The following is a 4,768-nucleotide window of genomic DNA, read 5'->3' on the forward strand; positions in this document are numbered from 1 at the left end:
GCTGAAGCTGCAGGGACGCCTGTACTCGGCGCACCTGGCGCCCGAGGCCCCGCGCGTGACCAGCTTCCGCGCCGCCAAGCTGCGGCGCCGGCTGGAAGCGGCCGCACCCGGGGCGCGCCACTTCTCGAAGATGAACCTCACGGGCGCCGACCTCTCGGGCATGGACCTGCGCGGCGCCGACTTCAGCCACGCGGTGCTGGCCGATGCGAACCTGCAGGGCGCCAACCTCGAGGGCTGCGACTTCACCGAAGCCGTGCTCGCGCGCGCGCTGCTGACCGGCACGCTGCTGGCGGGCAGCCGGCTCGACAAGGCCAACCTCGGCGGCGCGCACTTGCAAAACTGCGACCTCTCGTCGGCCAGCCTGCGCGAAACCCTGTGCCACGGCACGCGCTTCACGGGCTGCAACCTGCGCGGCGCGCAGCTCGACCAGACCCAGCTGCACGAGACCGAGATGGTGGAATGCGCCATGCAGTCCTCCCGCTGGACGCAGGTCGCGCTGCGCCGCATGACGCTGCGCGACCTGGTGCTGGACCAGGCCGAGCTCAACCAGGTGCTGCTGCTCGAATGCAGCCTGGAGCGCGTGTCGCTGAATGCCGCGCGGCTGGTGCGCTGCGGCTTCGTCACGGTGCGGCTGGTGGCGCAGGTCGATCTCTCGCATGCGCGCTTCGATGCCTGCAGCATCGCGCTGGGCAGCGCGTTCGCGGGCGTGACGGCGGTGGGCGCCTTCATGAAGCAGTGCGGCATGCGCGGCACCTCCTTCGCGGGCGCGGACCTGAGCGCGGTGCGGCTGGAGAACTGCGACCTGTCGGAATGCGACCTGTCGGACGCGCGGCTCGACGGCTTCGTCGCGGGCGAGAGCCTGTTCGTGCGCGCCAACCTCGCGCGCGCCTCGCTGCGCGGGGCGAACCTGATCGACGCCAATTTCTCGAAGTCGAACCTGCTGGGCAGCGACCTGCGCGAGGCCAACCTGTTCCGCGCCGACGTGTCGCAGGCCTTCATCGATGCCACCACGCTGCTCGAGGACGCCTACACGCAGCATGCCAAGGTCTGGCCGCGGCGCGATCCGGAGGCCACGCCATGACCCTCGACGAACTGCTCGATGCGGTGCGCCACGGCGTGCAGCTCCAGGGCCTCGACTGCCGCGGCTGGGACCTGCGCGGGCTCGACCTGTCGGGCGCGCTGTGGGACCGCATCGACTTCACCGGTGCCGATTTCCGCGGCGCCGACCTCTCGGGCGGCATCCTCAGCCATTGCACGATGGCGGACTGCGACTTCGCGGGCGCCAAGGGCGGGCAGCTGCAGCTGTTCCGCGGGCGCTTCGAGCGCGCGAACTTCTCGGGCGCCCTGCTCGAGCAGGCCGGGTTCGTCGAGTCGCACCTGGCGCTCGCGCGCTTCGACGATGCGGTGCTCGACCGCGTCACCTTCTTTCGCTGCGACCTGACCGAGGCCTCGCTGCGCACCCGGCGCATGGCGCAGGCCACCGTCACGGAATCGAACCTGGCGCGCTGCGACTTCACCGGCGCCAGCCTGCAGTCCGTGACGATGTTCAAGCTCGACCTGCGCAGCACCGTCTTCGCGCAGTTCCAGGGCGATGGCGTGGTGTTCCTCGAATGCGAGCTCGCGCGCCAGCAGTTCGCCGGGCTCGTGCTGCCGCGCTGCCAGTTCACCGACTCGCGGCTCGACGAGGTCGACTTCCGCCAGGCCACGCTGACGCAGAGCAACTTCAAGGGCGCTTCGCTGCGCGGCGCGCGCTTCGGCGGGGCCGAGGCCTGCATGACCATCTTCGCGGAGGCCGACCTGGCCGGCGCCGACTGCGGCGCGGGGCGCTTCGACCAGTCGCTGTGGGTGGATGCCGCGCTCGAGGGCGTGAACTTCGCGCAGGCCTGGCTGCCGCTCGCCGTCTTCCATCGCGCGCGCTGCCAGGGCGCGAGCTTCGCGCAGGCCGGGCTGGAGGACGCCGACTTCTCCTATGCCGACCTCACGGACGCGGACCTCGTCGATGCGCACTTCCTGCGCACCCGCATGCACCGCGCCATCCAGCAGGGCACCCGTTTCTCCAGGCGCGGCGGCATCATCGAAAACGACCCGGACCTGCACCGCGCGCAGTCGTGGTCCGACGCCCGCTGATGCCGCGCCATCGTTTCATCCGAGCTCGAAAAGGGAAATCACCATGAACGTCGTTCCGCTGCGCGTCGCCTCCGACGCCTCGTCTCCGGTTCATTCGATCGGCACGGTTCGCAGCCTGCTGGCCGACGGGCAGTTCGCCATCGAGGACGAGGCCGGCGGCCTGCGCACCTGCCGCCGCGCCGCCAGCTGCCTGCTCAAGCCGCAGCTCGGCGACACCGTGCTGGTCTCGGGGCCGGATGCCTACCGCGTGTTCCTGATCGCGGTGCTCGAGCAGGCCGATGCCGCCGTCAGCCGCATCGAGGTCGACGGCGCGCTGGTGCTCGGCGGCAACGCGCACCCGGTCGCGATCGAGAGCGAGGGCGAGGTGCGGCTGCGCAGCGGCACGCGGCTCGCCATGAGCGCCGAGCAGTGGTCGATGCAGGCCGGAAGTGCCGACTGCCGCACCGACGCGCTGCGCCTCACGGCGAAGAACGTCGAGGCGACCACCGGCACGGCGAAGCTGTTCGGCAAGGTCTTCGAGACCGTGGCCGACCGCATCGTGCAGATGGCGCGCAACACGCTGCGCATCGTCGACGAGATGGACCAGTCGCGCGTGCGCCACCTCGACTGCAAGGCCAGCGAGACGGTGCGCATCCACGGCCGGCACACGACCGTCACCGGGCAGGACCTGGTGAAGGTCGACGCCGCGCAGATCCACATGGGTTGAGGAGGGAGGCCGCATGTTCGCCAATTGCCAGCTGTTCGGGATGGACCTCGCGTTCCCCGACGTGTGCCGCACGCCGGTGCCCATTCCCTTTCCCAACATGGCGCTGGGGCCGATGGCCATTCCCAATGCCTGGAACATCCTGTTCATGGGCATGCCGGCCCACAACATGGCGACCGTCACGCCGATCACGCTCGGCGACCAGCCCGGGGTGCTGGGCGGCATGATCTCGCAGACCTTCATGCAGCAGTCGCGCCACCTGACGGGTGCCTTCACGGTGCTGCTCAAGGGCACGCCCGCGACGCGCGTCACCAGCATCACGCTGCAGAACCGCTGCAACATCGTCGGCATGCGGCTGGTGCCGAGCCAGCTCAAGGTGCTGGTGCTGGCGGCCTGAAGCGGCCGGGCCCGCGCTCAGCGCTCAGCGCGGCGTGGCCGTGCCCGCCAGCGTCACCTGCTGCGGAAAGCCCACCCACACCGCGAGCGCCGAGAAGTTGTCGCGCGACTCGTCGGCCTTGGCCTCGGCCGCGCGGCGCAGCAGCGCGAGCCATTCCTCGGCGCTGTCGGCCAGCTGCAGCGAGCGCTCCATGACCTGCTGCGAGATCAGCTGCCACAGCCCGTCGGTGCACAGCAGGAAGGCATCGCCGTCGGCCAGCCGCTGCGTGCCCGAGACGGTGGCCTCGGCGCGCTCGCGCGCGCCCAGCGCGCGGTAGAGCAGGTTGCTCTGGATCAGTGCCTGCGCGCCGTTGGCCGGCGCCGCCTCGCCCTGCGCCATGCCTTCGCGCGAGCGCTGCGACAGGCTGTGGTCCTCGGTGCGTTCCATCAGCACGCCGCGACGGAACCAGTAGAGGCGGCTGTCGCCCACGTGGGCCCAGCGCGCCTGGCCGTTGCTGCGGTCGACGAACAGCGAGACGAAGGTCGCGCTCATCTTCCCCTGCTCGGCCTGCGCGCGCTGGCGCGCGAGGATCGCGTCGTTGGCGCGCGTCACGCACTGCTGGATGTCCTCGGCGGCCACCGAGGGGTTGGCGACGAAGGCATTGAGCGCGGTGTCGACCGCGGTGCGCGCGGCCTGCTCGCCGCCGGCGTTGCCGCCGACGCCGTCGCTGACGACGAAGCAGCCGAACCAGTCGTCGAGGTGGTAGCCGATCGCATCCTGGTTGCCGCTGCGCTCGCCCACGCAGGAGAACTGCGACGTGGACAGCGGGACGGCGAACGGGGTCGTGCGGGTCGCTTCAAGCACGGCGTGCCTCCTTCAATCGTTCCATTTCCCGGTCGTAGGCCTGCTGGAAGGCCCGGCCGAACACGGCCTGGAAGTCGTCCTCGACCGCGGCCGTGGTCTCGGCATGCAGCTGCTGCAGCTGGCGCCACAGGCGCGCCTCGCGCCCGCCGGGCAGCAGCTTCTCGCCGAGGCCGCCGTCGTGCGGCGTGTCCTTCTTGAGCGCCTCGGGGTCGAAGCGCTGCAGCACCATCAGCAGCGCGGCGCGCATGCCCGCGACCATGCCGAGCTGGTGCGACTGCAGGTCGCCGAGCGCGTCGTGCACCGCGGCCTCGGGCGGCAGGAAGCCCGGCATGCGTGCGCCGAACATCTGCATCAGCACCGCGCGGCCGTTGGGCAGGATCTTGAACGGGTTGTTCTCCTCGTCCACGATCATCGTGATCTCGGCGCGCACCTCGCGCTTGAGCATCGCGCGCGAGGACAGCAGCTCGATGGTGCCGTCGGTGAAGGCCCGCATCAGCCGGCCGAGCCTGCGCATCATCTCGGCATCGAGTTGCTGCTGGCCCGCGACGTCGGGCACGCCGGCGCCGTCGAGGAAGGCGCGGAACAGCGCCTCGCAGGAGGCCGCGGGCAGCGCGGGCGCGGTGTCGGCGGCGGGGCTCGGGGATGCAACCACGGCGACCGGTTCGGGGCTCGCCTTCGGCGCGGCGACTTCGACGGGC

6 protein-coding genes are annotated in these 4,768 nt (G+C 71.1%); 4 read left to right on the forward strand and 2 right to left on the reverse strand.

The annotated features are described in order from the left end of the window. From AC27VN_RS32920 to AC27VN_RS32935, 4 genes are all read left to right on the forward strand, one after another. On the forward strand, positions 1-1,081 hold a 1,081-nt coding region (locus tag AC27VN_RS32920; protein ID WP_490879287.1), incomplete at its 5' end, for a pentapeptide repeat-containing protein. After that, positions 1,078-2,127: a pentapeptide repeat-containing protein gene (locus AC27VN_RS32925; protein ID WP_490879288.1), complete on the forward strand. Its 1,050-nt coding sequence runs from the start codon at positions 1,078-1,080 to the stop codon at positions 2,125-2,127. The genes AC27VN_RS32920 and AC27VN_RS32925, both read left to right, overlap by 4 nt. Before the next feature lie 43 nt (positions 2,128-2,170). Next, entirely contained in the window at positions 2,171-2,833 is a 663-nt protein-coding gene (locus tag AC27VN_RS32930) for a DUF3540 domain-containing protein (protein ID WP_490879289.1), read from the forward strand. A gap of 13 nt (positions 2,834-2,846) precedes the next feature. Continuing rightward, positions 2,847-3,227, forward strand: a complete 381-nt coding sequence (locus AC27VN_RS32935; RefSeq protein WP_093343911.1) for a DUF4150 domain-containing protein — start codon at positions 2,847-2,849, stop codon at positions 3,225-3,227. 24 nt (positions 3,228-3,251) lie between these two features. On the opposite strand, the gene AC27VN_RS32940 is transcribed toward AC27VN_RS32935, so the two are convergent. Together AC27VN_RS32940 and tagH are read right to left on the reverse strand one after the other, a co-directional pair. After that, positions 3,252-4,070, reverse strand: a complete 819-nt coding sequence (locus tag AC27VN_RS32940) for a PP2C family protein-serine/threonine phosphatase (RefSeq protein WP_490879290.1) — start codon at positions 4,068-4,070, stop codon at positions 3,252-3,254. Then, positions 4,063-4,768: type VI secretion system-associated FHA domain protein TagH (gene tagH / locus AC27VN_RS32945; RefSeq protein ID WP_490879291.1), on the reverse strand; the 706-nt coding region annotated here is incomplete at its 5' end. The genes AC27VN_RS32940 and tagH, both read right to left, overlap by 8 nt.

It is taken from the genome of Variovorax sp. 20P10.2.4 (assembly GCF_058244205.1).